Source organism: Gordonibacter sp. RACS_AR49 (assembly GCF_030418435.1).
Classification (GTDB): domain Bacteria; phylum Actinomycetota; class Coriobacteriia; order Coriobacteriales; family Eggerthellaceae; genus Gordonibacter; species Gordonibacter urolithinfaciens.
The window spans coordinates 1-26,010 of sequence record NZ_JAIUDM010000002.1; the positions used below are offsets into that span (position 1 = coordinate 1).

General features: G+C 65.0%; 22 protein-coding genes and 5 pseudogenes. 16 read left to right on the top strand and 11 right to left on the bottom strand.

The annotated features are described in order from the left end of the window. From LB310_RS04585 to LB310_RS04640, 12 genes and pseudogenes are all read left to right on the top strand, one after another. Window positions 1–1,208: pseudogene (locus LB310_RS04585) on the top strand (hypothetical protein); the annotation flags it as partial. A gap of 8 nt (window positions 1,209–1,216) precedes the next feature. Continuing rightward, window positions 1,217–1,987 carry a phosphoadenosine phosphosulfate reductase family protein gene (locus LB310_RS04590; protein WP_157007820.1) on the top strand — a complete coding sequence of 257 codons (771 nt, stop codon included), beginning with the start codon at window positions 1,217–1,219 and terminating at the stop codon, window positions 1,985–1,987. Beyond that, entirely contained in the window at window positions 1,984–2,733 is a 750-nt protein-coding gene (locus LB310_RS04595; protein WP_157007817.1) for a hypothetical protein, read from the top strand. The genes LB310_RS04590 and LB310_RS04595 overlap by 4 nt, the downstream gene beginning before the upstream one ends. Next, window positions 2,703–3,701 (top strand): hypothetical protein, encoded by a 999-nt coding sequence (locus tag LB310_RS04600; protein ID WP_301154642.1) that lies wholly within the window; start codon window positions 2,703–2,705, stop codon window positions 3,699–3,701. The genes LB310_RS04595 and LB310_RS04600 overlap by 31 nt, the downstream gene beginning before the upstream one ends. 161 nt (window positions 3,702–3,862) lie before the next feature. Further along, entirely contained in the window at window positions 3,863–4,387 is a 525-nt protein-coding gene (locus tag LB310_RS04605; protein WP_301154643.1) for a hypothetical protein, read from the top strand. Window positions 4,388–4,589: 202 nt separating this feature from the next. Then, the gene (locus LB310_RS04610; RefSeq protein WP_162457432.1) at window positions 4,590–4,886 is read left to right on the top strand and encodes a TnpV protein; all 297 of its coding nucleotides are present in this window, start codon (window positions 4,590–4,592) and stop codon (window positions 4,884–4,886) included. Beyond that, window positions 4,811–10,429, top strand: coding sequence for a DEAD/DEAH box helicase family protein (locus LB310_RS04615; RefSeq protein WP_301154644.1), 5,619 nt, complete (start codon window positions 4,811–4,813; stop codon window positions 10,427–10,429). The genes LB310_RS04610 and LB310_RS04615 overlap by 76 nt, the downstream gene beginning before the upstream one ends. Then, window positions 10,426–11,601 carry a hypothetical protein gene (locus tag LB310_RS04620; protein ID WP_301154645.1) on the top strand — a complete coding sequence of 392 codons (1,176 nt, stop codon included), beginning with the start codon at window positions 10,426–10,428 and terminating at the stop codon, window positions 11,599–11,601. The genes LB310_RS04615 and LB310_RS04620 overlap by 4 nt, the downstream gene beginning before the upstream one ends. An 18-nt stretch (window positions 11,602–11,619) precedes the next feature. Further along, window positions 11,620–13,806 (top strand): type IA DNA topoisomerase, encoded by a 2,187-nt coding sequence (locus tag LB310_RS04625; RefSeq protein WP_301154646.1) that lies wholly within the window; start codon window positions 11,620–11,622, stop codon window positions 13,804–13,806. Window positions 13,807–13,883: 77 nt separating this feature from the next. Next, on the top strand, window positions 13,884–14,171 hold the full coding sequence (locus LB310_RS04630; protein WP_202914305.1) for a type II toxin-antitoxin system RelB/DinJ family antitoxin: 288 nt from the start codon (window positions 13,884–13,886) through the stop codon (window positions 14,169–14,171). Then, window positions 14,155–14,502 carry a type II toxin-antitoxin system PemK/MazF family toxin gene (locus LB310_RS04635; protein ID WP_301154647.1) on the top strand — a complete coding sequence of 116 codons (348 nt, stop codon included), beginning with the start codon at window positions 14,155–14,157 and terminating at the stop codon, window positions 14,500–14,502. Before LB310_RS04630 ends, LB310_RS04635 begins: the two co-directional genes overlap by 17 nt. Before the next feature lie 285 nt (window positions 14,503–14,787). Continuing rightward, on the top strand, window positions 14,788–16,125 hold the full coding sequence (locus tag LB310_RS04640) for a DNA cytosine methyltransferase (RefSeq protein WP_301154648.1): 1,338 nt from the start codon (window positions 14,788–14,790) through the stop codon (window positions 16,123–16,125). A gap of 177 nt (window positions 16,126–16,302) precedes the next feature. On the opposite strand, the gene LB310_RS04645 is transcribed toward LB310_RS04640, so the two are convergent. Genes LB310_RS04645 through LB310_RS04655 form a run of 3 tightly spaced genes read right to left on the bottom strand, consistent with a single transcriptional unit; the run spans window position 16,303 to window position 17,487 of the window. Next, entirely contained in the window at window positions 16,303–16,563 is a 261-nt protein-coding gene (locus tag LB310_RS04645) for a phage holin (protein ID WP_087193198.1), read from the bottom strand. Window positions 16,564–16,568: 5 nt separating this feature from the next. Continuing rightward, entirely contained in the window at window positions 16,569–16,850 is a 282-nt protein-coding gene (locus LB310_RS04650; RefSeq protein WP_087193197.1) for a hypothetical protein, read from the bottom strand. A 28-nt stretch (window positions 16,851–16,878) separates the two neighbouring features. Next, a complete protein-coding gene (locus LB310_RS04655) occupies window positions 16,879–17,487 on the bottom strand; it encodes a hypothetical protein (protein WP_087193196.1) in 609 nt (202 codons plus the stop codon). A gap of 246 nt (window positions 17,488–17,733) precedes the next feature. Between LB310_RS04655 and LB310_RS04660 the strand changes: the two genes are divergently transcribed. Then, window positions 17,734–18,726: a peptidoglycan amidohydrolase family protein gene (locus LB310_RS04660; RefSeq protein ID WP_087193195.1), complete on the top strand. Its 993-nt coding sequence runs from the start codon at window positions 17,734–17,736 to the stop codon at window positions 18,724–18,726. A 60-nt stretch (window positions 18,727–18,786) separates the two neighbouring features. On the opposite strand, the gene LB310_RS04665 is transcribed toward LB310_RS04660, so the two are convergent. The 7 genes and pseudogenes from LB310_RS04665 to LB310_RS04695 form a co-directional block, all read right to left on the bottom strand. Further along, the gene (locus LB310_RS04665) at window positions 18,787–19,233 is read right to left on the bottom strand and encodes a hypothetical protein (protein WP_087193194.1); all 447 of its coding nucleotides are present in this window, start codon (window positions 19,231–19,233) and stop codon (window positions 18,787–18,789) included. Continuing rightward, window positions 19,226–19,711 (bottom strand): hypothetical protein, encoded by a 486-nt coding sequence (locus tag LB310_RS04670; protein WP_087193193.1) that lies wholly within the window; start codon window positions 19,709–19,711, stop codon window positions 19,226–19,228. The genes LB310_RS04665 and LB310_RS04670 overlap by 8 nt, the downstream gene beginning before the upstream one ends. Before the next feature lie 344 nt (window positions 19,712–20,055). Beyond that, on the bottom strand, window positions 20,056–20,499 hold the full coding sequence (locus LB310_RS04675; protein ID WP_087193192.1) for a hypothetical protein: 444 nt from the start codon (window positions 20,497–20,499) through the stop codon (window positions 20,056–20,058). Window positions 20,500–20,612: 113 nt separating this feature from the next. Then, entirely contained in the window at window positions 20,613–21,239 is a 627-nt protein-coding gene (locus LB310_RS04680) for a hypothetical protein (protein ID WP_301154649.1), read from the bottom strand. Between the two features lie 125 nt (window positions 21,240–21,364). Next, window positions 21,365–22,810: pseudogene (locus LB310_RS04685) on the bottom strand (recombinase family protein); the annotation flags it as partial. Between the two features lie 475 nt (window positions 22,811–23,285). Further along, a pseudogene (rlmN, locus tag LB310_RS04690) lies at window positions 23,286–24,268 on the bottom strand (23S rRNA (adenine(2503)-C(2))-methyltransferase RlmN). Window positions 24,269–24,284: 16 nt separating this feature from the next. Further along, window positions 24,285–24,470, bottom strand: coding sequence for a cysteine-rich KTR domain-containing protein (locus LB310_RS04695; RefSeq protein WP_003431289.1), 186 nt, complete (start codon window positions 24,468–24,470; stop codon window positions 24,285–24,287). Window positions 24,471–24,868: 398 nt separating this feature from the next. Between LB310_RS04695 and LB310_RS04700 the strand changes: the two genes are divergently transcribed. The 3 genes and pseudogenes from LB310_RS04700 to LB310_RS04710 all read left to right on the top strand — a co-directional run. Beyond that, window positions 24,869–25,225, top strand: coding sequence for a helix-turn-helix transcriptional regulator (locus tag LB310_RS04700; protein WP_002584957.1), 357 nt, complete (start codon window positions 24,869–24,871; stop codon window positions 25,223–25,225). 201 nt (window positions 25,226–25,426) lie between these two features. After that, a complete protein-coding gene (gene mobC, locus LB310_RS04705; RefSeq protein WP_002584958.1) occupies window positions 25,427–25,756 on the top strand; it encodes a plasmid mobilization relaxosome protein MobC in 330 nt (109 codons plus the stop codon). Further along, window positions 25,717–25,863: pseudogene (locus LB310_RS04710) on the top strand (endonuclease); the annotation flags it as partial. The gene mobC and the pseudogene LB310_RS04710, both read left to right, overlap by 40 nt. 25 nt (window positions 25,864–25,888) lie before the next feature. Here the strand turns inward: LB310_RS04710 and LB310_RS04715 are convergent. After that, a pseudogene (locus LB310_RS04715) lies at window positions 25,889–25,978 on the bottom strand (class I SAM-dependent methyltransferase); the annotation flags it as partial. Window positions 25,979–26,010: the final 32 nt, after the last annotated feature.

A 26,010-nucleotide genomic window follows, 5' to 3' on the forward strand; every position in this document is an offset into this window, starting at 1 on the left:
GCCCGCTGGCGAAGGCGGCCGCGCTCGCGGCCGGGGGAGCCCTCCCGGCCGCCGGGGGCGCGGGGGCGGCCGCGGCGGTTGCGGCGACCGCATGCGCCGCCATCGTCGCCGTCTTCTCGTTCTCGTGGTTCTGGGAGGACGCGAACAGGGGCACCGCGGCCGTGCCCTTGCCCGCGGCTTGCGAGGCGCTGCGAGGAGAGGTCGAAGAGGTGTGCGCGGAGGTGCTCGACGAGGCGGGCTGGGCCGATTTCATCCTGGCACTCATGGCCGCCGAATCCGGAGGGGACCTGGGCGTGCCCGCAGCCGGAGGGGCGGACTACGTGTCGTGCCCCGGCGGCTGCGGAACGCCCCTGTCCTCCGTGAGGCAGGACGTCATGCAAGCGTCCGAATGCGGCTACGGGGGCGTAGTCGTGCACGGCGCGTCCCGCGGAAGCCCCGTCGCATGCTGCCCCTCCGTGGGAGAGTGGCCGTGGCGCGACGCGGGGGCATCGACGGCCCGGGCGTCCATCTACGCGGGAACGCTTTACTTCCGCGACGGGCTGGAGATGTGGAGCGGCTACCTGGGGGAGATCGGCATCGAGGACGCGGGGAAGCTCGCCCTCATAGCGCAGGGCTACAACTACAACATGTCGGCATGGTTCTCGTGGTGCCAGGCGCGCGGCATCGAAGAGTGGTCCATCGACGCCTCCGAGGAGTTCCAGGCGACGCTCCCCGAGGGCTTCAAGGGCACGGCGAACCACGCCGAAAAGGTGATGGCCTACTATCCGTGGGGGACCGGGTCCGAAGGTGGAAGCGATGCGCAGCAGTCCCTCGCGGACATAGCGCGTCAGAACGCGACGAACTCCCCTTACTACCAGCAGCAGTGCGCCAGATGGGCGAACGACATGTACGACAGGGCTTTCGGGTCCGGAGCGTGCGCCCGGTACGCGTCGGCCTGGGACGACTGGCTCGCGAACGGGGTGTCGGAGGACGCGGGGGCCATCCCCGTCGGGGCGGCGGTGTACGCGTCGGGCTGGCCCTACCCCGGGCTCGGGGCGGAGAACCCCTACGGGCACGTGGGCATCTACCTCGGAGACGGCCAGGTGGCCGACTACTCTCGGGTGTGGAGCCTGCTGGAATGGGCCTCCTCCCAGTACGCGAACTGCAACGGGCGCGTGGGCTGGCTCGGATGGGGCTGGCTTTCCGGAGACGACCTTTCGAGGAGGTGAGGGACCGGATGGAGCAGGATCGGAGCGGATACCACGCCGTCTCCCTGAGCGGGGGCAAGGACAGCACGGCGATGCTCCTCATGATGGTCGAGAGGGGCATGAGGGTTGACGCGGCGGTGTACGCGGACACGGGCATGGACCTCCCCGCCATGGAGGCCCACCTCGCGCGCGTCGAGGAGCTGTCGGGCGTGCCCGTCGTCCGCGTCCGGCCCCCGCTCTCGTTCGAGCACTACCTGCTCGACCACGAGATCACGCGCGGGAAGCGGGCAGGCGGCCGCGGCTACGGCTGGCCGCGGCCGCGCGCCCGATGGTGCACCGCCCGGCTCAAGGTCGAGCCGATCGCGCGCCACCTCCGCGCCGCGAGCGCGGGGAGGCCCGTGACCCAGTACCTGGGGATAGCGGCCGACGAGGCGCCTCGCCGGAGAAGGGAGAGGCGCGGGGTGCGCTACCCGCTGGCCGAATGGGGCGTGACGGAGGCAGACGCCCTGGACTACTGCCGGAGGCGGGAACTCGACTGGGAGGGCGAGTACCGGCATTTCAACAGGCTCTCATGCTGGTGCTGCCCCCTCCAGTCCCTCCCCGACCTGCGCGCGCTGCGAAGGCGGCACCCCGACCTGTGGAGCTTGCTGAGCCGCATGGACGAGCGGGCCTGGAACACGTTCCGCATAGGGTGCTCCGTCGCCGACCTGGAGCGGCGGTTCGCCTCCGAGGACGCGCAAGAGGGCCCGGCGGGCGGCGCCCGGACGGGAATCGACGCGAGAGACAAGGAGATGCCATGAGAGGGAAGAGGGCGGCGATCATCGCCGTGGCGGCCGCGGTCGCGCTGTTCACCGGGGGCACGGCCGCCCGATGCGCGGCCATGGTGGCCGCAGGAGACGGAGCGGCGGGCCAGCAGGAGAACGCCCAGGAGCGCGGGGAGGACGGCCGGGGCCTTCCGGACGGTGAGGCGGCCCCGCCCGGGGCGCAGGACCTCCTGGCGAGGCTCGGATCGGCCCCGTGGTCGGACGCCACGGGGTCCATCGTCCTCGAGTTCGGCGACGGGACGTTCACCGAGCGTCGGGCGGGAGAGTCCGAGGGCGTCGTCACGGAGTTCTCCATCGAGAGCGTGGACGCGAGGCCGAACGGGACGACCGCGGTCATCGAGGCCGGCGGCGAGCACGTGGCGCTCTCCCTGTCGCTCCCCTCCGAGGGGGCGGCGGCGGTCGAGTCCCCCGCGTTCAAGCTGGCCCCCTCGTATCGGGGAAGCGCCGAGGCGGCCTATGAGGTCAACGGGGTCACCGAGGAGGCCGCGGCCCTCGCCGCGGCGGCCCCGGAGGAGGTGGAAGCCGCCGTCGCCGAGCACTGCCGCGCCAACCTGCCCGCGGCGACCCGCGCCGAGTTCACGGGCCTGGCGTCGGTCGACTTCGATGCGGGCACCGCGACGCTCTACTTCGCCTCCGAGTTCGCACCGGGGGTGGAGGTGGCCGCCGTCTGCGACGGGAAGGGCGGGATCGCATGCTCCACGATGGCCGGAGGGCCGTCGTGACGCGCGCGGCCGCGGGCAGGATCGCCCTGTGCCTCGCGCTGGCCCTCGCTGCGACCGCCGCCCTCCCCGGGACGGCCTGGGCCGACATAGGCACCGATATAAACAACTGGCTCTGCGGCCTGTGCAACGACCTCGGCCGCACCCTCGCCTCCGTCTCCACCGACCTCGTGGGGGCGCTGGCCGCCGGAACCGTTCTCTCGCAGATGCAGCACGGCGGCCTGGGAGAGCTCCTCTCCGGAGTGCACGAGATGGGCAGCGCCGTCAACGCCAACGCCGTCCGTCCGCTCGCCTACTGCGTCCTGGCGCTGTCGATGGTCCTCCAGTTCGTCAAGCTGACGCAGCGGGCGGACGGCTCCATGACCGGGATGCCCGGGCTTGAGAACATCTGCATGCTGCTCGTAGGGTACGCGGTAGGCAAGCTCCTCATCGACAACTCGATGCAGATATGCGATGCGATCTACCGCACGGCGGGGAAGGTCATGGCGTCGATCACCGCGGCGAGCGGCGTCGCCGCGCAGTCGATGCCCGACGCGGCCTTCGAGAGCACCGACATAGCCGTCTGCCTCGTCGTGCTCGTCGTCTGCTGCCTCCAGATAGCCTGCGCGTTCGCTGCGCACGTGGTCGCCCAGCTGCTCGTGTATGGCCGAGCGGTCCAGATATACGTGTACGCCGCGTTCTCGGCCCTGCCCATCGCCCTGCTCGGCGTGGACGGCACGCGCGGCGCGGGACTCGGGTTCCTCAAGAGCTTCGCCGGCGTCGCCCTCGCCAACGCGCTCCTGCTCGCCGTCCTGTACTTCTTCCCGGCGATCATCTCCTCCATCGGGTACGCGAACCTCGGAGACATGGGAGCGGTGGGGCAGCTCGCCGATGCCATGGGGGTGTTCGCCCAGTGGCTCGCGCTCATGCTCGTGATGCTCGTCGCCATGTGCAAGACCGGCTCGTGGGCCCGCGAGATACTGGGAGGATAGGCCGGAGGCGGCGCGGAGAGGGCAAAGGTGCCCATATGGGCACCTCGGCATCGCGGCGGGGCGAAAGCGCACAATGGGAGAACCATCCGACGAGAGAGGAGGCCAAAATGGAGTACGCCGAGACGAGGGGCGCGACGGGAGGGGTCCCGCAGGAGGAGAGGGTGCCCAAGGTGTACCTCACCGTCCCCACCGAGCCCTACGTGCGAGAGGTGGCGAAACGGGACGGGACGACGTTCAACGAGGTGAAGGTGCCCGCCCACGCGGAGATAGGGGGCAAGCCCCTCGGCAACGGGTGGGTGTTCAACCCCCTGTTCGTCGACGAGTCGAGGTACTCGTCGGCCATGAGCGTCATCCCCCTGCTCGCCGACCGCGACGTGCGCCTTCATCGCGATGTCCTGCTCTACGACCGCCGGGAGAACAGGCTGAAGCCCGCACTCGACCCGGACGGCAGGAGGCTCCAGGAGAGGATCGAAGTCTCGCCCCAGGCCCTCGAGGAGGCCATCGTCCAAGCGCTGACCACCGTCCCCGAGCGCGGCGACGAGGCCCGCGGGCGCGGCGAGCGCCCCGAGCCCGCGCGGCGAGAGAGCCTTTCGGCGCAGCAGGCCGCCGCTGTCGGGGCAGAGGGGTCGCGCGAGGCGGCCCGCCCGCAGACGGCCCCGGCGGCGTTCAGGGGCATGTCCATCTAGACGGCCCACCTCGATCCGGCCGAGCATCGCACAAGGAGGTCAGTATCCCGCATGGCGCGCATGAGAAGAAACGCCGTGGTTCCGGGGCAGCTATCGCTGGACCTGTTTTCCCAGGACGCCCCAGAAGTGGACAAGCCGGAGGAGCTCGCCTATAATGATAAACTGGGTTTTTCTACGGTTTTTCAAGGAAAGGAGCAAGGATATGCTGACGGATCAGGCGTACAGCGGGTACGCGGCGATGCGGCTGGCGTTCCTGGAGGAGAACGCCCCGGCCCTCTTGGAGGGCATGAGGGAGGCGGGAACGCTGGACGCCCACCTCGAGGAGACGGAGAAGCTCGTGAACGAGAGGAGGGCCCAGCTGGAGGAGGTGTACCGCGTCCAAGCGGGGGCCGACGAGGAGCAGAAGGCGCGCGACTGGGGGGCGTGGTACACGGCGGCGATGGCGGCTCAGATGAAGGCGCGCTCCCAAGCGGTCAAGGAGGTGGTCGAGGCCCTGTAGGGCTCCCCAAGGTAGACCTGGGAGCGCAGGCGGGCGGCGGCCCCGCGGACCACGCGGCCCGCAACCTCGCCGCCATCGAGGCCCTGGCCGCCGTCCGCGAGCGCGGCGGGCGCCCGACGGCCGACGAGGCGAGGGCCCTCGCCGCCTACTCGGGATGGGGCCCGTGCGCAGACGCGTTCTCGGGCAGAGGGGAATGGGCGGGAACCCTCGCGCGCCTCGAGGAGCTGCTCTCCCCCGACGAGCTGGCGAGCGCCCGGTCGTCGGTCCTGACCGCCTATTACACGCCCGAGGAGGTCGTGCGCGCGATGTACGGCACGCTCGGGCGCATGGGGTTCGGCGGGGAGGGGGTCGCGGACGACGTGCTGGAGCCCTCGTGCGGCGTCGGCAACTTCATGCTCGCCGCGCCCGAGGGGTACCGGTTCCGCGCCGTCGAGGTGGACCCTCTGTCGGCGGCCATCGCGCAGGCGCTGTCCCCCGACGCGGAGGTCGTGTGCGCGCCGTTCGAGGAGTGCGCTTTCCCCGAAGGGTCGTTCTCGGCCGTGATAGGAAACGTCCCCTTCTCGGACAGCATCAAGATCGCCTACCCGGGCGTCGGGACGCTGGCCATCCACGACTACTTCGTCCTCCGATCGCTCGACGCGGTGCGGCCGGGCGGCGTCGTCGCGGTGGTCGCGTCCCGCTTCCTGATGGACAAGCGCGGCGGGCGCGTGCGCAGGGAGATGGCGCGCAGGGCCGAGCTGGCGGCCTGCGTGCGCCTGCCCGGGAATGTGTTCCTCGAGCAGGCGGGGACCGAGGTCGCAGCTGATGTCATCTTCCTGCGCAAGAGGCCGGAGCGCCTCGAGGACGTCGACGAGCCCTGGGTGCGCTCCGTCGAGGTCGAAGGGGCGTTCGTCAACGCGATCGTCGCGCAGAGGCCCGAGTGCGCGGCGGGACGGCTCTCCATCGTGCCGGGCAGGTTCGGCCCCGTCCCCGCGGTCAGGCGCGAGGGGGACGAACCTTTGTCCGACGCCATCGAGAGGCTCGCGGCCAAGCAGCTCGAGCGAGTGGAGGATGCGCCGGGGACGCGAGCCCGCGCGATGGCGGCGAAGGCGCCGGAGCCCTACATTGCGAAGACGCCGAAGCCCTCCGGCGACTACGAGTACGCCCTGGACGAGGGCGGCCGCGTGTGGTTCGGCAACGGCAGCACCGTCGAGCCCGTGCCCCTCCCCAGGAGGGACGCCGACCGCCTCGCGGGCATGGTCCGCATCCGCGACCTGGCCAGAGCCCTCCTCGCCCTCGAGGCGTCCCCTTCGGCAGACGAGCGGCAGGTCGAGTCGGCCATGGGGGCGCTCAACGACGCGTACGACCGCTTCGTCATCTTGCACGGGCGGCTCTCCGACAAGCGCAACGCCAAGCTCTACAGCCCCTCCGAAGCCTCGTACTACCTCCTGTCCGGCCTCGAGGTGACGGACGCCAAGGGGGAGTTCGTCTCCAAGGCGGACGTGTTCACCCGGCGCGTCGTGGCGGCCGAGCGCCCGCCCCTCGAGCGCGCCGAGTCCGCCGCCGACGCGCTGGCCTACTCGATCGACCGCAAGGGAGGGTTCGACCTCTCCTACATAGCAGGGCTCCTCGGCACGGACGAGGCCGGGGCGCTCGAAGAGCTGGGGGACCTGGCGGTGGTCGACCCCGAGACGGGCGAGGCGCTCATGGCCGACGAGTACCTCTCCGGCAACCTGGCCGGGAAGAGGGAGTGGCTCGAATCGGAGATAGGCCGGCTCAAACGCGAGCCGGAGGAGGGCAGAAGGGCGGCATGGCTCGCCGAGCGCGGGCTGGACGCCGTCGAGCCGGAGGAGGGGCCGTGGCCGGACCTCAAGAAGGACCTCGCGAAGTCGGGGGCCTGGGCCTCGGCCGTCAACCCGCTCGCAGCCGAGAGGTACGTGGCCGTGGGCGCCGTCCTGAACGGAAAGGGCTTCGCCGGCAGGTCGGCGGGATGCGGCATGGCGGCCGTCCGCGACCTGCTCGAGGAGTCCTCGCGCAGCGGGGTGCCCGCAGACGCCGCCATGCTGAACTTCCTGGCGCCGGAGTTCGAGGCCGCGGGATGCCCTCCGGGTGAGACGGCCGCGTACGGAGCGCTCCTCGCGTCCCTCCACGCCCCGAAGTCGGACGCCGCCTTCGCGGCGATGGCCCGCATGAGCCTGGACATGGCGCGGGCGGCGTGCCGAGCAGCGGGAATCGACGCCCCGATCCGCATTGCGAGGGACGCCGCCGCGCGGGCGCTCGCGGAAGACGAGGCCCTCCCGGAGTACCTCTTGGAGGTCGCCTTGGAGGAGGCGCCCTCGTACTACGGACGCAGGACCTACCTGCGGGCCACGCCGGAGGGCTTGGCCGCGTTCAAGAGGCAGCGCCGCACCTTCCTCGAGTCCAATCCGCGCGAGGAGGACGAAGGGCGCGTGCGGAAGCTCGAACGGCTCCTCGAAAGGGTGAGGGCCGCCATGCCGCCCGAGCTCGGCCCGGCCGACATAGCCCTCACGCTCGGGAGCCACTGGGTCCCGCCGAAGATCGTGCACGACTTCGCCGTCGAGACGTTCGGCCTCCCGACGCGCAACGACGCGGTCATGCGCGGGTTCTCCGTGGCCCGTTCGGACGTGCTGGGGCAATGGAGGGTATCCTGCTCGGGGACCGCCTCCCACGTGCGCGCCGCGGCCCGGGAGGCGTACGGCACTCCCGAGCGAAGCTGCTTAGACATACTCTCCTCGGCGCTCAACTCGACCGACCTGACGGTCACGAGGGAGGGGCGCGACGGGGAGAGGAGGAGGGACCATGCGGCGACGATGGCGGCGTGGGAGCGCAGGCGCGCCCTCGTGGAGCGGTTCAAGGAATGGGCGTGGGAGGATCCCGGGCGCGCCGCCGAGCTCTGCCGCATCTACAACTCCCGGTTCAACGCCACCGCGCCCAGATCCTACGACGGATCGTCGCTCACGTTCCCTGGCATGTCGTCGGCCGTCGAGCTGACGAAGCACCAGCGGGACGCCATCGCGCGCGCCCTGCTCGCCCCGGAGGGCACGCTCATAGCCCACGTGGTGGGCGCGGGCAAGACGTTCGACGGGATAGCGGCGGCATGCGAGGCGCGCCGCCTCGGCAAGGCCAGAAAGCCCCTCGTCGTCGTGCCCAACCACCTGACCGAGCAGTGGGCCGCGGACTTCGTCCGGCTCTACCCGTCGGCGCGCATCCTGGTGATGGGCCGGGAGGACATGCGCGGAGCCGAGGCCGTCAAGCGGTTCTGGGGGCGGGCCGCCACGGGGGACTGGGACGCGGTGATCGTCGCCCAGTCGCGCTTCGGCATGGTGCCCGTCTCCCCCAGGCGCAGGATCGCGGCCCTCGAGAGCCGCGTGGAGGAGTTCGCTCAGGCTCGGGAGGCTGCCGACGAGTCCGGCAACCCCCTGAGCGTGAAGCGCATCGAGTCTGCCCGGAAGGCGTCGGAGCGCAAGATGGAGCAGCTGCGCGCCGAGATCGACCCCGAGGGGGTGTACTTCGACGACCTGGGCTTCGACATGCTCGTCGTCGACGAAGCCCACAACTACAAGAACCTCGCGGTGGCGACCTCGATCAGCGTGTCGGGGATCAGCGTGTCGGGATCGCAGAAGTGCGAAGACCTCCTGGACAAATGCGACCTCATCAGAGAGAAGAACCCGTCGAACCTCGTGTTCCTCACCGGCACCCCGGTGTCGAACAGCATGAGCGAGCTCTACAACATGCAGCGCTACCTCGCCCCCGGGCTCCTCGAATCCCAGGGGACGTCCTCGTTCGCGTCGTGGGCCTCCACCTTCGGCGAGATCACCGAGTCGGTGGAGCTCAGGCCGGAGGGCACGGGATTCCACATCAAGCAGCGGTTCGGGCGCTTCCACAACCTTCCGGAGCTCATGGCCTCGTTCCACTGCTACGCGGACATCAAGACGAACTCGGACATCGAGCTCGACCTGCCCGAGTGCCGGATCGTCCCCGTGGCCGTGGAGGCGACGCCCGAGCAGCGCGAGGCTGTGGGGGAGCTCGCCGACCGCGCGGCGCTCGTGCGGAGCGGGGCGGTGGACCCCGACGTGGACAACATGCTCAAGATAACGGGGGACGGGCGCAAGGTGGCGCTCGACCCGAAGCTGCTCGACCCGGACGGGGACTCCGACCCGCTCGACGGGGGCAAGGTGGACGCCTGCGCCCGGAAGGTCGCTTCCATATGGCGCGAGACGGAGCGGGAGCGGGGATGCCAGCTCGTGTTCTGCGACGCGTCCACGCCCGCCTCGGGGAAATGGAACATATACGAGGACCTGCGCGAGCGCCTCTCGGCCCTCGGGGTGCCCTCCTCCGAGGTCGCATTCGTGAGCGACGCGCCCACGCCGAAGAGGCGCGAGGAGCTGTTCGAGCGGGTCCGGGAGGGGCGCACCCGCATCCTCGTCGGCAGCACGCAGAAGCTCGGGACGGGGACGAACGTCCAGACGCGCCTCGTGGCGACCCACGACCTCGACTGCCCGTGGCGCCCGTCCGACCTCGAGCAGCGCCTCGGCCGCATCGTGCGCAGGGGCAACCTCAACGAGCGCGTGAGCGTCTACCGGTACGTGACCTCCGGGACGTTCGACAGCTACCTGTACCAGCTGGTGCAGAACAAGCAGGCGTTCATCAGCCAGGTGTTCACCTCGGAGTCGCCGGTCCGCGAGGCGTCCGACCTCGACGAGACGGTGCTGTCCTACGCCGAGATAAAGGCCCTCGCCACGGGCGACCCCAACATCCAAAGGCGCATGGAGCTGGAGAACCGGTTCGGGCAGCTCACGCTGCTGCGCTCGGCGCATTCGAAGCAGCAGGCGGACCTGCGCACGCGCATCGAGGCGCTGATCGCGCCCCGCGTCGAGGGCCTCTCCCGGAAGCTGGAGGCGGCGCGGAGCGACGGGCCGCGCGCCCGCGCCGCGCCGCCGCAGACGACGGAGGGCGGCGAGTGGAGGGGCATGGAGGTCATGGGCGATCGCCTCTCGGACAGGGGGGCGGCGTGCAGGGCCCTGTGGGAGCTGCGCGGGCGCGGCCGCCCCGGCCTTTCGGAGAGGGTCGGCAGCTACCGGGGGTTCGACGTGATGATGACGGCCGACCCCGACCCCCTGTCGGGGGACCCCATCCCCCGGATCGCCCTCGCGGGCGCCTGCGAGCACCGCGCCCCGAAACCCCTGCCCCATCCTTCGGCATCCGTCCAGGGATCGGCGATCGCCCAGATGGACCGCGTGATCTCCGAGATCGCGCAAGCCGAGAGGAAGCTGGAGGGGAAGCTCGCCGAAGCCCGCGCGGAGCTAGAGGAGGCGAGGGCGGAGCTCGGAAGGCCGTGGAGCCACGAGCGCGAGTACTCGGAGCTGTCCCGCCAGCTCGAAGAGCTCAAGAGGGACGAGAAAAGGACCCGCCGGCCCGCGTCGGCCCGGCGCATTGAGGGCCTGGCGCAGCAGATGAAGGAGGCGCGCGCCGCGTCCGCATCGACCGACGCGACGAAGGGCGCCGCGGAGAGGGCGAACGAGAGGGAGGAGACGCTGACATGAGGATGACGGACGCGCTGAGGACCAGGCTGAGGGACGCCCTCGCGGAGGCGGACGGCGCGGAGCCGACGCCCGAGCGCGCGAGGGAGCTCGAGCGCAGGGTCGAGGAAGCCGCGCGCGAGGGACGCTGCCGCGTCGACTTCGAGGGGGCCGCCTCCGAGGCGTCGATCACCTTCAGGCCCTACCGCGACGCGGAGTCCGGGGAATGGCGCGCGGCTGCGGACGGGGAGAGGGTGGCCGAGCTCGTCTCCCGCGCCCATCTCGAGGCGGAGGCGGCCCGCGGACCCAAGGAGGACGGCCCCATGCTCGTCGCGGACACGGCGGACGGAACCGGGTCGTGGCTCGGCTACAACGGAGCCCCGGCCCCGGGAGGGCCCTCGCTCGGCACGTTCGACAGCCGCGGCGAGGCGGCCCTCTTCGCGCGCGGGGTGGGCCTCCCCCTCCGCGCCGACATGGCGGCCTGGCGCGCGGCCGACAGGGAGGCCCTGCGCCGAGGCAGCGCCGCGCAATCGCTCCTCGACGGCCCCTGGGGCATACGCGGGGAGGAAGTGCACGGGGTCATCGACGCGGCCGAGAGGGCCTGGCGCATGCTCGGAGCCTCCCGCCCCCTCGACTGGATCGCGAGCATCTTGGCGGACGCCTTGGCCGAGACGGAGGGCCGGCTCTCCTTCGCCGACGCGCCCCGACTGCCCGAAGACGAGCTCGCGAGGATCCTCCGCGAGGCCCTGGAAGGGGGCGAGGGGCGCCTTCTCGACGAATGCGACCTCGCGATCCTCGAAATCGCCGCCCATCCCGAACGGGCCGGAACGGCGGGAACGTGGAGGCCGGGAGAGCCGGGCAAGGAGGGGCTCCTCGCGGAGGTGTCCCTGTCCGAGGCCCATCCCGGCCGCATGCGGTGGGCGCTCTACGAGGCAGACCCCGAGACGGGGGCGCTCGGAGCGAAGGAGGAGGGCGTCTCGTCCGGGTACGGGAGCTTCGAGGAGTGCGCCGAGTACGTCCTCGGCTGCCCGTCCGTCGCCTTCGCCCATCCGGGGAAGCCGACCTCCTCGGACCTGGCGCCTCCCGCGCGCGGTGCCAGGAGGCGCGGGCTGGGCGAGCGGATGGACGACGCGAGGCGCGAGGCGGACCAAAGGGGCTCCGCGCCGAAAGGGACGGAAGGCCGGGAGGCCAGATAGTCGAGAGAGGAGGAGCCGTTGAAGAGGCTCATAGTCGCAGAAAAGCCGAGCGTCGCGAGGGCCATAGCGCGGGCGGTCGGAGCGGACAGGGAGGAGGACGGGTTCCTCGAGGGCGAGCGCGACGTGGTCACTTGGTGCCGCGGACACCTGGTCGAGCTCTCCCCTCCGGACAGGTACCCCGAGTGGGCGGGGCGCTGGAACCCCGACGACCTGCCCATGGTGCCGGAGGAGTGGCTTTGGGAGCCTTCGGAGGAGGACGGCGCCGCGCGCCAGCTCGGCATCGTGACGTCGCTCATGGGAAGGGGCGACGTCGCGGAGCTGGTGAACGCCTGCGACGCCGACCGCGAGGGGGAGGGCATCTTCCGGCGTGTGCTCTCCCATGCGGGGTGCCCGAAGCCCGCCCTCCGGTTCTGGAGCACGGCGCTCACTCCGGAGGCCGTGGAGAGGGACCTTGCCGCCATGCGCCCTCTGTCGGACTACGACGGGCTGGCCGACGCGGCCGAAGGCAGGGCGAAGGCCGACTGGCTCGTCGGACTCAACGCCACGCGCGCCTACGCGTCCCTCTACGGTGCGCAACTCACGGCGGGGCGCGTGCAGACGGCGGTGCTCTCCCTCGTCGTCGAGAGGACCCGGGCGGCCCGGTCGTTCGAAGCCGTTCCGTTCTGGCTGGTCGAAGCCGATCTCGGCGGCTTCGCGGCCGAGTCCGGCAGGTTCGGCTCGCGCGAGGAGGCCGAGGCCGCGGCCGAGAGGGTGCGCGCGGCCGGGACGGCGGCCGTGGAAGCGGCGGAGAGGAGGGAGGAGCGGCCCAAGGCGCCGCCGCCCTACGACCTCACGGCGCTCCAGCGCGACGCCGCCAAACGCTGCGGGCTGACCGCCGACGAGACGCTCAAGGCCCTCCAGTCCCTCTACGAGCGCGGCCTGGTCACTTACCCGCGCACGGAATCGCGCCGCATCTTGGAAAGCGACGCCGAGGACGCCTCCCGCGCGCTCGCCCAAATCGCGCGGCCCGAGGTGGCCGGGGCCGCCGCCGAGGCGTTCGACATGGGGAGAGCGAGCGTCCGCGCGATCGTCGGCGACTCCGAGGTGTCCGGGCACGGGGCGATAGTCCCCACGAGGATGATGGACGCGCAGGCGTTCGAGCGCCTGGAGGGCCGGGAAAGGCGGGTCGCCCTCCTCGTGTGCTGCCGGCTGCTCTCGGCCACCATGCCCCCAGCGGCGCGGCGCCGGACCAAGATCGTCGCGAGGGCCGGGGGTGTCGAACTGCGCGCCTCGTCGTGCGAGACGCTGGAGGCCTCGTGGGAGGCCGTCGAGGACGCCTGCTCGGCGATGCTCGGAGGAGAATCGGCGCGCGGCGCCGGTAGGGGCGGCGCGCCCATCCCCGAGGACGTCGCGCGAGGGGGCGCCCTCGGGCTGGGAGGCGTGGAAGTGAAGAGGGGCGAGACCTCCCCGCCGAAGCCCTACACCGAGGACGGGCTGCTCGAGGCTATGCAGCACGCCGGAAGGCTCATCGGCGACGCCGACTTGCGCGCCGCCATCGACGACGACTCGTCCCACTCGGGAGGGCTGGGGACGCCCGCCACGCGGGCGTCGATCATCGAGAAGATCATAGGCCGCGGGTACGCCGAGCGCAAGGGCCGCGCCATCGTGTCGACCCCCGACGGCGAGGCCCTCGTCGACCTCGTGGACGAGGGCCTCAAGTCCCCTGAGCTCACCGCCCGCTGGGAGCGGGCGCTCTCCCTCGTCGAGCGCGGCGAGATGCCCCTCGGCGACTTCATGAGCCGGATCGAGGGCTATACGCGGGAGGTGGTCGCCGCGGCCAAGGGGTCGTTCGATCCGGCAAGGGCCGTCCGTCGGCGAGCGGAGGAGGCGGGCGCGTGCCCGCGGTGCGGCAGCCCCGTCGTCAGAACCGGGGGCGTCTACCAATGCAGCAGCAACCGCTCCCGAAGGGAGGAGGACGGCTCGTGGACCCTGACGGCAGGATGCGGGTTCAAGCTGTTCCCGACGGTGGCCGGCAAGAAGCTCACGGGGTCCCAGGTCGAAAAGCTGCTTTCCGGAGAGACCGTGCGCGCCAAGGGGCTCAGGTCGAGGAAGGGGTCCTCCTTCGAGGCGGGGCTGAGGCTGTCCCCCGGAGGGGAGGTGGAGCTCGTGTTCGGTGAAGGACGGCCCCGCCCCCTCCAAGCAGAGAATCAGGAGTTGTCAAAATGATATCAAATGAAGCGATCTGCATACCATCTGCTATACTTTTAGGACACGCACCTGCCAAGAGGAAGGAGGCGGTCCGCATGGCCACCACTCAGATGAGCCTGAGGATGGACGAGGACGTGAAGAGGATGATGGACGCGACTGCGAGCGCCATCGGGATCACGAGCGCCACGGCGATGAACATATTCGCCCGCCAGTTCGTGGCCGCCGGAGGGTTCCCCTTCGAGGTGAAAGCTCCGAAGGCCGCGGCGCTCCCCGCGATAGACAGGGAGAGGCTCTACCGGCCCCAGAAGACGCAGGACGGCTCCCCCGTCCTGCCGAGCGAATGGCTCGACCCGGAAGGGGACGTCTATGACAGCCTCGCCTGAGCCCCTTGAGGTGTGGCTCTGCCGCTTCAGGTTCTTGGACGCGCCCGAGGTGAAGAAGGTGCGGCCGGCGGTGATCCTCGAGGCAGACGAAGGGGCGCTCGTCGCCGTCGCCGTCAAGGTGACGAGCCACGCGCCCCGGGACGAGCCCGGGGAGTTCGAGGTGGCCGACCTCGTCCGCGCCGGACTGCTGAGGCGGTCCACCGTGCGGTGCTCGCAAGCCATAGAGATGCCTTTCAGCGACCTCATAAGGCGCATCGGGGAGCTCGCGCCCGCCGACGCCGCCAAGCTGGCCGACGGCATCAGGGAGGCCGGCATCGCCCGCGACGCCTAGCCGACCGGCATCCGCGCCCGGACGAAGGGCCGCGCCAAACCGGGCAATCCGCGCGAGGGCCCCGGGCGACGCCCGGGGCCCCGTTTTCGCATGCGTGCGGCCCCGCAGCCGAGCGATGTCCATATGGGCACTTCCCGACCCGATCCCCGCCCCGAGGGACAATGGGCCAGGAAGGGAGGTGCCGCGCAGAACGGCGCACAACCACCGAAGGGAAGCGAGAAACGGCGCACACGGCTCGGCGGCATCCTCCTTCGCCAAGGGAACGGGAGGAAGGAGCAGGGGCCCATGGACAGCGTCGCGCCGGCCAGCCGCAAGAAGAAAGCGGCCATCAGATACGTCAGCCTCTTCTCGGGGATCGAGGCGGCGGGTTGCGCATGGAGGCCTCTCGGATGGGACGCGGTCGCGTTCAGCGAGATCGACCCCTTCTGCAACGCCGTCCTGTCCGCGCGCTTCCCGGACGTGCCCAACTTGGGCGACATACGAGACGTCGATTGGAGGGATCTGGATGGAGAGGCGGACATCGTCGTCGGAGGGAGCCCGTGCCAAAGCTTCTCGGTTGCCGGGAACCGAACAGGGCTCGAAGGGGAATCCGGGCTCATGCTCGAGTACATTCGAGCGGTACGCGAGATCATGCCTCGATGCTTCTTGTGGGAAAACGTCCCGGGGGCGCTCTCGTGCGAGGACGGGAAGGCTTTCGAGCTGCTGCTCGGGAAGATGGATGAGCTCGGGTACGGTCTGGCATGGAGAGTGCTGGACGCGCAGTTTTTCGGCGTACCCCAAAGACGCGAGCGTGTCTACCTTGTCGGCGTGCTTGGAAGCGCCGCCCGTGCCTGCGAAGTACTATTTGAGCCCGAAAGCATGCCTTGGGATGCTCCGACGAGCAGAGAAAAGAGGGCGGCCCTTGCCGACAAGGCTCAGGGCGGCCCTCGTTCTGCAGGCTTCCGGTTCAACGCCCCTCCCGCCGCAAAAGGGATAGGGTACGTCGAGGAGGGCTCGCCCACGATGACGGCCGGGCGCTGCCCCGCCGTGTGCTACGGAATAGCGGGCAACACCGTGGGGCGCGCGCCGGGGAACGGGGGCAACGGGCAAGGCTTCTGCGACCCAGACGAGGCCGGCATGTACACGCTCACTGCGGCCGACCGGCACGCCGTGGCGGCACCCGCCGGAGGGCGCCCTGCAGACGCGCTGTGCGTCGCCTCCACGAACCCCAACGCGTCGATCGGCGAGGAGTTGTGCGGGAGCCTCACCGCAAGCGCAGCAAAGGGCGGGCCCATGGTCTGCCCGGGCGGCGGCCCCGTCGCGTTCGCCCAGAACGTCCGAGACGAGCTCCGCCTCGTCGGCGGGAAGGGCGACCACGTCGGGGCGCTCGCCGCGAGCCCCGGCGCGAAGCAGGCGAGCCACGTGCTCGAAGAGCTCTGCGTGCGCCGCCTGACGCCGCTCGAATGCGAGCGCCTGCAGGGGTTCCCGGACGGCTGGACCGATGTGGAGTACCGCGGCAAGCCAGCTTGCGACACCCCGCGCTACAGGGCGCTGGGCAACTCCATGGCCGTCCCCGTGATCAGGTGGATCGGGAAGCGGATGGAGGCCAATTGGGCCTGCGGGCATTTCTCCGTCCCTGAATAGGAAAACGGTTCGGCATGACCGATCAGCCATGCCGAAACCGTCGAAACCGCCAAAGAAGCCCCGCGCATGGAACGAGGGGCTTCTGCTTTTGCCTATCGGGGAAGCGGCATCATTTGTTTTGCGTCAGCGGATTCCCCCCGCTTCCCCACGCCTCGATCAAGCAAAGCCCCCTCCGGATCATTTCAAGCCCCCTTCCCTTTTCGCTCGGCAGGACTCGTCCGATATGCCCTCAGTCGACGTATCCACCACGATTCCGAAAATTGCGAGAACGGAGAAAACGGCGTTCACAAGGTCTATCGCGTCGCCCTCCATCGCCGAAACGTCGACTTCGACGCCAAGCACCTTGAGCACAAATTGGGCCAAGATGAGAAGAGCCGGTATCAGGGCGATCCAGAAAGATTTGTTGGACACCCGCGATTTCCAGTCTATTCCAAACATGCTAATCACCTTTCGAACAAAGCGCTAAAAACGGCATTGGCAACGAGAGAGGCGACGGCGGCGGCAACCGCGAGCTTCCAAGCTGCCAAAAGCTCCTTTGGCTCGCTTTCGGCGTCGTCCGCCTTTCGCTCAAGATCGCTCACGTCCTTGAGAACGAAGTCCATCTTCGCGTTGCTCGCATCGATGGCCCGCGAATTGCCCTCCATGGTTTCATGATCGGTCGCGATCTTCTCTTCAAGCGCCTTTATCCTGTACTCGTGCAGAATATGTTCCGAACATTTGCCCACAATCCGCCCTTTCCCCGCGGTTCAGCAGCTAGCGAATCCCATTCTCGTCAGGCGTAACCATTTGCGCGATCGCCGCAGCCTCTTTCTCGGCGCCCTTCGCCTTCTCGCGGATGCGATAAAGCCTTGCCTTCTCCGCGTTGGCCATTCTCCTGAGATACGAGACCTCCCATTCCTCGATGGCGACAGCGTTCTCCTCCTCGCACCGGCGCCTCTCGTATTCCGAGGAGCCGTCTGCCTTTTTCATCTTGGGTTTCGGAGGGATGCTGCTTCCCCTTTTGAACTGTTTCGACAAGAATTCCGCGCGCGCTTCGTCAGGAAGCTCCAGAAGGGCCTCTTCGCACCGGCGTCGACACCTATCGACCCGGCTCCTTAAACGGCACACGAGGCACAGCCCGGTGCCCTTGAACACCTTCGTCCTCCACGTTGCGCAGTTCGGGCACCAGACAAGCACGGACTCGTAGTGCCTAAGAGAGACGCCTTCTCCGCCCTTCCTAAGCTCGCAAACCTTGCTTTGCACGGAGGCCTTGCTTCTTCCAAGGGCTTCGCAGATTTCGTTTGCCGAAATCCGGCCAGCCCACTTCTTGAGGAAACGCACTTCCGAAGTGGTCCAGCTTCTTCTCGGCATGCTCCCGCCCATAAGAAATTCCCTTCTCGCCACCAAAGCGAGGGAAGTATCTCCAAGGCGTTACTTTTTTCGCGCTCGTCAGAAAGCCCAAGACCCTACAAGCGCTCGAAGCCGGAATGCGAGGAAGAGCGTTTTTCGCTGCGGTTGCCGCGGCAAAGAGCGACCACGCGCCCAAGCCATCGATTTGGGTAACGCCGCGAGCAGGATGGACGCGAAGGCGGACGAAGGGTCTGCCCAGACGCAAGGAGCGTGGTGAGAATGACGAGCAAGAGCGAAGTGGCTGCGCAGATCATGGAGCACCTGTGCACCCACGACGGAGGCGGCGGACACGGCTACTCCCAGCCGGGCAGATACGGGACCGGGACCGAGTCGATAGTCATAGACGGCGTCACGTACAGCTTCGCAGGAGGGGACCGCGACTGCTCGAGCGCGGTCATCTCGGCCTACGAGGCCGCCGGAGTGGACTGCGGCGGCGCGACGTACACGGGAAACATGAAGAACTGCATGTGCTCCACGGGCAACTTCGAGTGGATGCCCATGTCCTACATCGCTCAGCGGGGCGACATCTACCTCAACGAGCACGGACGGGGCATGTCCGGCAACGGCCATACGGCCATGTGCACGTCGGCGTACCCCGACGAGCTGGCCGAGTTCTACGGCCCGGAGGGAGGCGGCGTGGACGGCCAGCTGGGCGACCAGACCGGATGGGAGTCCCGCATCGTCCACTACTACGACGCCCCATGGGACGGCATCCTGCGCTACGTCGGCGAGGGCGGCGGGGTCCAGCCGCCGAGCGGCGGCCTCCCCGACCTCCGCTACCGCGTGAAGACCGCCCAGGCCGGCTGGCTGCCCGAGATGGTCAACTGGAGCGACACCGGCCCCGTCGGCGACGACTTCGCGGGGAACATCGGGCAGCCCATCACGTACGTGGCGATGGACATTTACTGCGGGTACTACCAAGTGCGCACGGAGGCGTCCGGATGGCTGCCCCCCGTGAGCCAGTACAACATCTACGACGAGATGTACGGCTGCGCCGGAGACGGCTCCCCCATCACGGGCATACGGTGCTGGACCGACTCCACGAACCCCGACGTCGGCGTTCTCATGGTGCGCTACCAGGTGGCGACGGTCGGCGGCGTCTGGCTCCCCGAGATGCACGACCTCTACGACCACAGCGGGTCCGGCGACGACTACGCCGGCAACGGCGCCCGCATCGACCGCTTCCGCGCCTGCTACGGAAGGGCGATCTAGCCGGGGCCCCGCGCCCGGCCCGGAGGGGGCCGCCCCTCCGGGACCGTCCCAGCACTCGTCCTACGAGGTGGCCGCCGTCCCCTGGCCCTGATCGAGGCCCATGACGGCCCTCATGTCCTGATATGCGGCTTCCAGGGCCTCCATGTCGTCCTCATCGGCGGAGACGACGCGAGCCAGCACCTTGGCCATCTGACCGAAGTCCTCCTGCAGGGCGAGCAGCTTCGGAGAGTCCGCCCGGCCCTCCTCGAGGGCCTGGTCGTACTCGGTCTCGATCAGCATCTCGAGCCAGTTCATGCACACGAACAGCTTCTCCGTGAGGGCGCGCTTCGAGAACGGCTCGACGCGGGCGTCCTCCTCAAACCATTCAGGGACGTAGCCGAACTCGTCGGACACATCCTCCCGCTCCTCCCCGGAGCCGACCGACCCCTCCTGCGAGCAGCCCGCCATCGGAAAGGCGGCGAGGGCCGCCGCCGCAAGGAGGGCCGCGGCCCTCGCGCCGCTACGCACGGCCGCCCCCTTCCTCGGCGTCGAGGCGCTCCCACATCCCCGGGCTCTCGTCCACCTCCAGTATGTCGAGGAGCTCCCCGTAGGCCGCCTCGAGCGCCTCCGTGTCGGACGCCTCCATGGACACGACGCGCGCGAGAAGGTCGGTCACCCGCTCCTCGCGCTCCTGGTACTTCCGGAGGACGTCCTCGTCGTAGTACTCGCGCTCGGGCTGGCCCTCCATGTCCCTCACCACGCCCTCCGCCGTCCCCGCCTGGTAGAACACCAGGGAGACGAGGGTCGGCTTCGTCACCTCGTCGAGGAGCACCTCCCGCGAGGACATGGGCGACAGGAACGGCTCGGAGGTGGTGACTCCGTCGGCCACCACGGGGGAGTCTGCCGAGACCGCGCCCCCCTCCGCGCATCCGGCGCCCGCAAAGGCGAGCGAACACGCGAGCGACGCCGCGCAGAACAGCGGCACCCTTTTCGAAGTGTTCCCCATCGCCGATGCCTCGCTTTCCCCGAAGACCGCCTGACGAACTCAACGGCATTCTACCTCGCGGCGCCGCGGATGGCGAGGCCCGCCGCGGACCCCGGGCCGGCGAGGCCCCGGGGCCGCGGACCGGAAAGAGGTGGGCGGGGCGATCCTCCTCTTCGACGTTCCGTCGCTTGCCTTCGGCGGGCCCGGCTCGAAGGAAGCGAGGGGGATGGGCGAGGGCATAAGGGCCGTGCGCGAGAAAGGCAGAGGGCGGCCGCAATCGCCCCGACGGCCCCGACGGCTTCGCCTCCCGGCCCCGGGCGCGTTCGCGACGCCCCCGGCGAAGGCCCGCCCGACGGGAGGAGACCTCACAAGAGGGACATCGCGAGCACCACGAGGGGGACGCCGGGCACGAACGCCGCCTCGAACACAAGGGCCGACGCGGCCACCCGCCCGACGCTGTACGAGTAGGGCTCGTAGGAAAGCCTGCGGCACGTCGCCAGGAAGACGAGAAACGACGCCGCGAGGGCGACGCTCGCGCACAGGTAAGGGGACAGGAAGGCCCAGGACAGGAGGCTTTTCGCGAGGAACCCCCCTGGAGTGGCGGCAGTGGCCGCCAGAGCGAGCAGGGCGTTCCCGCAGGAAGCCGCCCCCACCCCGAGGGGCGCCGACACGGGACGGCTCCTCCTCCCCCGCCCAGCCAGGATCGGGACCCAGAACGCCGCGGCGAACACCGCCGCAGGGGCCAGGCAGAGCGCCGCCCCGGAGGGGATCGCCAGCCATTCCAGCAGGGTGCAAGTCCGAACGAACACGAAGCCTCCTCGCGACCGGCCCCGGCGCGGGGGCGCCGCCCCCGCGCCGGAAGCCCAGCCGTCCGCGCGGCGGACGGCCTAGACCTTCCCATCTTGCATCTGCCAATGATCCTCTAAGAGGAGAATGCTTTCAACCACGAAAGGTACGTTTCGGGGCCGTGAGCATGGAAAATCCGAGGCGAAAGCAGACCCCCCGCAATAAGGTACCCCGCCAAATCAGGAAAGCTTGCAGAAGCCGTCGAAAAGTCGGCGATATCGCCTCCACCTCCCACAACACCGGCAAGCTTCATGAAGTACTCGTACGTGGTCAATTGGCCAACTCCGTGCCTCGTCTCATAATAGGCTTGGACGGTCGGCGCATAATTTCCGACATTCGCGATGAACTCGGATGTTTCCGCAGCGCCAGTATAGTTGAGATGATCCTCTCCGACCAATTTCTTGAAGTGATCGTTCATCAGGGAATGCAATTGGTCGTACGAGCTCATCTCTGTGTTCGAGAGGGATGGCAGCTCGTGAACAACACCGTGCTTCCCGAACCCCCATTTCTCCAAGGGGGCTTTCGGGACAAAGTCCTCCGGATTGACCACGTTGTGGATATTCGGCAGAGCACTGACAGATGTAGAGACGTTTGGGGTAGCAAACGCATAGGCAAAAATGTTGTTGGAGACGAAGCCGCTCGCCATGAGGCGCTTGGCGAGCATGTTAGCCACTGCTGCCCCGCGACTATGCCCTGTAACCAATATCTTAGTTGAAGCCGAGTTGATTCCCTGATCTTTTGCTTATGTGCGATAAAGAAGTAATAGAAGTGTAAAAAATTTTGCCGTTCCTATCCGGCACTCGCGCGTTGTGTCGGATAGGTCGGGCGTTAGGCTTCGGGCAAGTCAATCTTGCCGACAAAGCTGTAATAAATCTCAATGTCCTGCCTGCGGGTGCCGTTCTCGTCATAGCTGCACTCATGCACGACGATTTTCTCAATCATCTCCCGCAAGAGGGTGGGGGTCAATTCCTCAAAGGCAAGGTGCTTTCGGACGATACCCATAAACTTTTCCGCATTGACGGTGGCGGCCTGCGACTTGGAAAGTTCCTCCTGCAAAGCGGCGGCGCGGTCTTTCAGTTCCCGCTGTTCCTGCTCATAGTCTGCCGACAGTTCCATGAAACGCTCGTCGCTGATTTTGCCGTTCACATTGTCCTCATACAGCCGCTTGATTATGCGGCTCACTTCAGAAATGCGCTCCTGTGCCTGTTCAAGCTGCTTCGTGGCTGCGGCGGTCTTTCTCTTGCCGCCGATCTCGTTCTGCTGGATAAGCAGCTTCACAAAGCGGCTCTCATGCTTGGCGGCATACTCGGTCACTTGCCGGAGATTGGAGAGGACACCGGCGGTCAACAGGTCGGTGCGGATAAAGTGCGCCGTACAGTCGCGGGTGCGCTTCTTGTAGCTGCCGCAGATGTAACAGTCCTGCTTGCGGTTCTTGTTCTGATACCGCTGCTGGTACATCACATGGCCGCAGTCGGCGCAGAACAGCATACCGGAGAACAGCCCCACTTCATCATAGCGGTTCGGGCGTTTGCGCTGCTTGCGTAACTCCTGCACGCGCTCCCATGTTTCCGTGTCGATAATCGGCTCATGGTGGTTCGGGAAAATGGCCTGCTTCTCGATGGGGTTCTCTACGCTGTGCTTGGTCTTGTAAGAGGGCTTCTCCGTCTTGAAGTTTACCAGACAGCCGGTGTACTCCCGGTTTTCCAACAGGTGGACAACGGTATTTGTCGCCCATTTGCACTCATAGCCGGGGTGATAGCGGCGTGTGCTGCCAGTCCGCTGATATTCCAGCGTCCCCGGCGTGGGGATTTGCTGCTCCGTAAGCATACGGGCAATCTTGGTCGGGCCGTTCCCGGCAAGGCAAAGCTGGTATATCTGCTTGACTACCGGCGCGGTTTCCTCGTCAACGATATAGTTCTCGTCCTCGTCCATGAGGTAGCCATACACCGGCTTGCTGGTAACGGGCTTGCCGCTCATGCCTTTTGCTCGTTTTACTGCCTTGATTTTCTTGCTCGTATCTCTCACCAGCCATTCGTTGAACAGATTTCGCAGAGGGGTAAAATCGTTGTCCATGCCGCCGTTTGCGCTGTCCACATTGTCGTTGACAGCGATAAAACGCACTCCCTTTTGAGGGAACAGCATTTCCGTGTAAAATCCCACCTGCAAGTAGTTACGCCCTAACCGGCTCATGTCCTTGACGATGACCGTACCCACTTTCCCGGCTTCAATGTCTGCAAGCATGGCTTGAAAACCGGGCCTTTGAAAGATAGCTCCATAGAGTTCACCTCCTTCCCGCGTGGAGTAGAGGACGGGAGTTAAGGGCTTGTCCTCTCTGCCCCTTTCGCTCCGTACCCGTTCGGGAGATGGCTCTTGAGTGCGCTTTTCAGAAAAAAGTTGAAAAAAGCAAAATGCGCCCGTCCGCAAGACGCGGACGGGCGCAAAGGAAATGTAAGCAGTAGCTAAATGTATTGACAGTTCACATTCATAGCCGGAATATCCCGCTTGCGGAGCATAGCTTTTTTTGACCGCAAAGCATTAGGCGGGTTACAGTAAATAAAAATGGACACGGCGATACCTCCCCGATACCGCCGTATCCTTAAAAAAGGGCGACTTTAATACACTACCCGCAATCCATTCTATAATAGGGAACAGCGGCTTTTGCGCAATATTAAATAAAAAAGCCGATAACACATAGGTTTTTTGACCTAATGCGTTATCGGCTCTGCGTCTATGCGTCTGGCACTTTTAATCATTTTTTTTTGAATTTATTATATGTGTTAGCTAACTGTCCACAAGCCGCGTTAATCTCTCTGCCATGAGAAACTCTCATAGTAACTTCAAGTCCTGCTTGCTCTAATTGATGTTTGAATGCAACTATTTCCCGTTTCTGTGGTGCTTTAATTCTTGAATTGCTTGTTGGGTTGTATTGTAACACGTTAATCATAACTTTTTTGCCCCGAAACCATTTTGCAAGTTGTCTTACATCTGAGGGCCGGTCATTTATACCCGGTAAAAGCAAATACGCAAAGACAATTTTGCGATTATGCCTTTCAGAATAGGATAAGGCTTGCTTAACAACATCTTCAATAGCATATATGCGCATGTGAGGAATAATACGATTTCTTGCAGATTGTGTTGCTGCGTGTAAAGATATTGTCAACTGAATTTTAAGATGTTCCTCGCGCAATTTTTTTAATTGATCGACCGGACCAACTGTTGATATGGTAATGCCGTCGGTTGGAAAGTTGAGCCCATATCTATCTCGGAGAATATGGATTGCTTTTATCAAGTTGTCATAATTGAATAAAGGCTCTCCCATACCCATAAAAACGATACGGTTTACTTTTCGACGCAACAATATAATCTGTTGTACGATTTCTGACGATGTTAGATTACGAACAAAGCCATTTCGCCCGGACTCACAAAAAATACAACCAACAGGACAACCGACTTGTGTGCTCACGCAAACAGTTCCACCATCTCGCCGCTTGATAAAAACCGTTTCAATGTATTTGTTGTCTTTCAGTTCGTAAACATACTTTTCAGTATCACTGCTTTTGCAAATATTTTTTACCAACATTGATAGATTTTTTTGCGTGGTAATTGCTTATATAATTCTTCATATAAGGCTTTTGCTTCATTCTCGCCAATAACTTCCGACATTTCTTTGTAAGTAAATCCGTATGGATCATTCCGTACTTCCGCAGGCGTATATTTAGGTAAACGTTTCATTTTTATATCCTTTCTTCTAAATAATAAAAGTTTGTTTTTCTGTATTTTTGATTACAATCTCTAATTTTTCTACATCAATGATATGCGTCAATTTGCATTTAGGGCAGAAAAGAGGAAAATCTTTTAATACAGTATTATGAAATACTTGAACTCTCGTCTTTCCGTTACAAATCGGACATTTTATCCAATATTTTTTAAGCATTATATTTCACTCGTCCTTTTTACACAAAAAAATGCAGGTCAATCCTCAACATGAGCATTGACCTGCATTTATAATGCACAGAGCAGTACAACAAAACTAAGGCATAGCTTGCACTATGTCTATACTATATCTATACGTCGTTAGTTTTTTGTATAGCATCCGCAAAATAAGCATGACAAAAAAGCCCATGTTGAAAATGGGAAAATCCTTTTTTTCAATGCTTATCTAATACGCATGCTATGCAACATAAACGCCGCCTCCTTTTACATAAATTTTATTTTATCAGAAAATCAGTCTACTGTCAATACACAACAGGAAGTATTTAACCTAATGATATGAATTGTGTGGACATATCCAAAAAGAAAGGTGAACTGTAAAATGTAACAGGGTGAATGAAAATGGCAAAAAGACCCGTACCATTGTACGACTTTAAGGCTTTCGGGGCAGCTATAAAAGCCGCGAGAAATGAATACGGCGAGAGCCGCAAAAAGGTAAGCGACGAGTTATATATTTCCCCGCGCTACCTTGCGAATATCGAGAACAAGGGACAACAGCCGAGTTTACAGGTATTCTATGACCTTGTAACCCGGTATCATATTTCGGTAGATCAATTTTTCTTCCCGAACAGCAATGCGGAGAAATCCACCGGGCGGCGGCAGCTTGACGCGCTGCTGGACGGTATGAGCGATAAAGGCATACGGATTGTAACCGCAACAGCAAGGGAGATAACGGAAGTCGAAAAAGCAGAGGATTAACCTCACAATATGAGAAATCGGGAGATTGCAGCGCATGGCGGCTGCAATCTTTTTTTGCGTCCAAAATCAAAGGAACGCGCAACAAATACCGCCTTTCGGTGGGGGTATGGAGTAGATAGCAAGCACAGCAAACGAGTACCCGTTTGCGGAAAATGCTTGTTGGGATAATCCCAAACCCTTATACCGAAAGGCGGTGCGGAAATGGAAAACCGAAAGAGAAATATACAGATGAAGTTTTACGTTACGGAAGAAGAAAAGCGGCTGATCGACGAGAAGATGAAGCAGCTTCCCATAAAGCAGTATGGGGCATACTTCCGTAAAATGGCGATAGACGGGTATATTCTTGTCGTTGACCGAAGCGACACAAAAGCATATATCCGGGAACTGCAAGCGGTGAGCCGGAACATCAACCAAATTGCAAAACGCGCCAATGCGACGGGGACGGTTTACAGGCAGGATATAGAGGACATTAAAAAGGCGGTGGACGAGATATGGCGGTTACAAAGACGCACCCTATTAAATCAACCTTAAAGGCTGCGATAGACTATATCTTAAATCCCGAAAAGACAGACGGGAAGCTGCTTGCGTCCTCTTTCGGCTGCGGGCTGGAAACCGCCGATATTGAGTTTGCATGGACGCGGGAAGCTGCCGGAGATCGCGGCACACATTTTTACTTTCCTCTGTTCCCATGTTCTCTCCCACTCCCCAAATTTGCTTTTTTGCTTCCATTAAATCTTCCTTACTATATTCCATTGTTACCCTCCATAACTTCTGATTGTTGCCGT